Genomic DNA, 3,760 nt, shown 5'->3' with positions numbered 1-3,760 from the left:
CAATCGCGCTCGGTGGTGGACAGCCTGCAGAACATCAGCGCCGTGGTCCATGGCCGCGGCGACGGCGTCGACCAGGCCGGTACGCTCTACGTGCGCAGCTTCATCGCCCCGGTCATGCGCGATGGCTGGGGCGACCTGGTCTCGCTGTCCAACGTGACCAACGGCCGCGTCGCCGGCTCACGCAGCATCACCTCGCTGGATGTGCCCATGGCTGCCATCGAACGTGTCGAAGTCCTGGGCGGCGCCGACTCCATCGTGGTCGGCGGACCGATGGAACCAGGTGGATCAGTCAACATCGTGACCAAACAACCGGTGGCCGACACCCTGCGCGAATGGACGCTGGAGGTGGACAATCGCGGCCATCGCCGCAGCGCCCTCGACCTCGGCGGCAGCCTCACGGAGAACCGCGCCTGGACCTATCGCACGATCCTCTCGGCCACCCACGACAAGCGCACCCTGGATGGCTACGACGGCGCGCGCGAGTTCTACCTCGCCGCCTCGCTCGGCTACAAGGACCGTGATACCGCCGTGGTAGCAGGCCTGAGCCACCACGTCACACGGTCCCCCTTCGGCGGCTACCAGAGCGCCATGCTCACCGACACCGGGCCAGGCCCTGACTTGCGCAACGCCCCCTGGGGCCTGCCGGACGATCACAGCCAGGCCACCAAGAGCGAGCTGTTCTACCGGTGGGAGCAAGACCTGGGTGACGGCTGGCGTCTCAACAGCAAGGCCCGCCTGACGCGGCTGCGCTACCACTCCGCCGGCTACACCAGTTGCTCGCCGGTGGACCTGGACGAAGGCACCGGCGTATGCGTGAGCGACCAGTCGCTGCTGCATGCGGACAGCATCGGGCTGGACAACAGCCTCTCCCGCAAGATCGTCAGCGGCGAGTGGCAGCATACGGTGATGGCCGGTGGCAGCTTCACGCGCACACGCCTGCTCCGCTACAGCGACACCAGCAATTCGAACGTCATCGGCGTCACCTGGCCGCCCGTCGCCAGCGACTTCCCGGCCATCACCGATACCCCCGGCATCGTCAGCGGCCGCGACGCGATCTACACCTCCAACCTCTACCTGCAGGACCAGGTGCGCTGGCGCCGCTGGACGCTGCTGGCCAACGTCGGCTACGAACAGGAACGCAACAATTTTTCGTCGGACGTCGACATGAACGGCGTCGAGCACGACACCTCGCCACCCCGGCACGGCCCGGTCTACAACCTCGGGATCGCGTACCGGCTCAGCGACACCGCCACCGTTTACGCCAATGCCTTCCGCAGTTTCACCCCGGGCCAGCTGCTGCTGGACTCCAGCCTCAATGGCGGCAAACCCGGCATCAACAGTGCGCCCGCCACCACCGGGAAATCGGCGGAAGTCGGCCTCAAGCTGGAGCTGCTGGAGCGCCGTGCCATCTTCACCGCCGCCCTCTACCGTGCCAGCCATACCAATGTGCTGCAGTTCGTGTTTCCCGATACCAGCTCGCCCTTCAACAGCTACGTGCTGCTGCCCTCGGCCGTCAGCCAGGGCGTGGAGCTGAACCTGTCGGGCCGCCTGGCACGCGGCTGGAACATCATCGCCAGTTACGGCTACAGCCTGTTCCGTCCGGCCGCGAGCACCGAAGAAGACCGCCGGATCGCACAGTTCGCCCACCATCGCGCCAGCTTGTGGAGCACCTATGACCTGCAGTCCGAGGCATGGCGCGGCTGGGGCTTCGGGGCCGGCCTCACCGCACGCAGCAGCTACATGGCCTTCAGCGACAGCGATTCGCAGGTACGCATCGCCGGCCAGACCCGGGTCGACGCCAGCCTCTACCATCGCGGCAGCGGCAGCCGCACCACGCTGGGCATCCGCAACCTGTTCGACCGCCGCCTCTACAGCGACTTCGCCACCACCACCATCGGCGTGGAGCCGTCCCGCACGCTCACCCTGACCCATATCGTCGAGTTCTGATCCGCTGCGCCAGCGCAGCGGCCCACTGCCCCCCCCCTGAAAAAAAATTTGTAACAGACCGTCATTTTGCGCGGCTCGTTGCACAAGCAAGACAGAGAGCTCCCTTTCTCTGTCTTCATCGTGCAAGGAGTCGTCCCCATGTCGTTCATTACCGTTCCGCATACCCCCGGCCCTTACGGGCTGCTGCTGGACATCCAGGAACCGTTGCTGGCCTGCCTGAGCCTGTTGCTGCTGGCCGTGGCGTGTTACCTGCTGGTACCGGGCGTGGCCCGGTGCGTGCAGCTGGTACGCGCCAGTACCGGTGCCGCCCGTCCCTCCCCGGCCTGGAACGCGGCCGTTCCCGCGCGCCTGCGCGCGGCCCGCCCGAGTGCGCCGCTCAGCCTGCTCAGTGCTCCGGACCAGCCGCGCGCGCCGCTCTCTCGCCTGGCCCGGCAGATCAAGCTGCGCGCACGCGGCCTGCTGGCCCCGCGCCAGACGCGGCAATGGCTGGATTTCTGGAACCTGACTGCCACCCATGCGGCCCTGGCCGTGGCCACGCCGCGCCTGCTGCACAAGATCTACCGGCCCTACCAGTCGCTGCGCCTGCGCCGGCCGCAACGGCTGGAGATCCTGACCAGCCACTACGACTTCGTCATCCGCCGTGGCCTGGCCCCGCTGGTACTGCAAGCGTCGCAGCAGCAGATTCCGATCGGACAGTTCCAAGGCAAGTCGGGCCAGGACTACGAAGTGCGCCTGGCCGCCATCAACAGCCTGGACCACGAAGGCGAACTGGCGCTGCACCTGTATCGCGGCCAGGACCACCTGTTCTCGACCGCTTTCACCCTGTGCCGCCAGGGCAGCGGCTGGATCGTGCGCATCGGCTGCCTGCAGGGCAGCGGCGGTGCCGACAGCCGCGAGCAGATCCGGCGCGCCACACGCGACCTGTTCGGCCTGCGGCCCAAGGCGCTGATGATCCGCATGGTGCGCGCCATCGGTGCTGGCCATGGCTGCAGCCGCGTACTGCTGGTGAGCAATGGCAATCGCGTGGCCGGCCGGCGCGGCAAGGGCGGGCGGGTTCACGCCGACTATGACGCTTTCTGGCAGGAACTGGGCGCAGCAAGGCGCAGCGATGGCGACTACGAATTGCCATGTGAAGAAACGGCACCGGATCTGCAATCCCTGCCCTCGCGCAAGCGCGCCGAAGCCCGTCAACGCCTGGCGCTCACGCAGGCTGTCACGCAGCAGGTGCGCGGCGCGCTGGTGCGCACCGGCACCTGAACACCGACTGCGCTACGGAGGCAACATGGCAACATCTACCGGCTCCATCTCCACCTCGGCGGGACCACTGGACGTGGCCAACCTGGTCAACCAGCTGGTCGCCGTGGAAAGCAAATCGCGCCTGACGCCGCTGGCCAGCAAGGCCGATGGCTTCAATGCCCTGCTGGCCGCCTATGGCAGCCTCGACAAGGCGCTCGGCACCTACCAGAGCGCGCTGGCCGGGCTGACGGCCACCAGGTTCAGCGCCCAGAAGGCGGCGGTCAGCAACAGCGGCAACGCCACGGGCAGTGGCGGCGAGGTCAAGACCGGGGCCGACGCCATCAGCGCCGACATCAACGCCGATGACTCCACCCGCGCGCTGGCCCAGAAGATCCGCTCCGGCGGCTTTGCCAGCGGCCAACTGTTCCGGGCTGGCGATTCACTGGCCATCAAAGTCGGCACCCGGCCACCGGCATTCATCACGCTCAAGGCCGACGCCACCGTCACCGGGCTGCGCGATACCATCAACGCCGCCAACGCAGGCGTGACCGCCAGCGTCACGCGCGACGAAGCCGGT

At 67.7% G+C, this 3,760-nt stretch carries 3 protein-coding genes; all 3 read left to right on the top strand.

The features are described from left to right. Window positions 1-1,947 (top strand): TonB-dependent siderophore receptor (locus B3873_RS05850; protein WP_286864591.1); only part of this gene is annotated, 1,947 nt, incomplete at its 5' end. Between the two features lie 138 nt (window positions 1,948-2,085). Further along, window positions 2,086-3,204, top strand: a complete 1,119-nt coding sequence (locus B3873_RS05845; RefSeq protein WP_276840943.1) for a VirK/YbjX family protein — start codon at window positions 2,086-2,088, stop codon at window positions 3,202-3,204. 25 nt (window positions 3,205-3,229) lie between these two features. Continuing rightward, window positions 3,230-3,760, top strand: a 531-nt coding sequence (locus tag B3873_RS05840) for a flagellar cap protein FliD N-terminal domain-containing protein (RefSeq protein WP_286864590.1), incomplete at its 3' end; no start/stop codon positions are given.

This window comes from Herbaspirillum sp. UBA812, assembly GCF_002296545.1.
Taxonomy (GTDB): domain Bacteria; phylum Pseudomonadota; class Gammaproteobacteria; order Burkholderiales; family Burkholderiaceae_D; genus Herbaspirillum; species Herbaspirillum huttiense.
Note: the sequence above shows the minus strand (reverse complement) of the source record. Positions and strands in the feature narration are given on the sequence as shown.

Excerpts from the sequence above, each read along its gene's own strand:
- B3873_RS05845 (WP_276840943.1), top strand. The coding sequence starts at position 2,086 with ATGTCGTTCATTACCGTTCCGCATACCCCCGGCCCTTACGGGCTGCTG.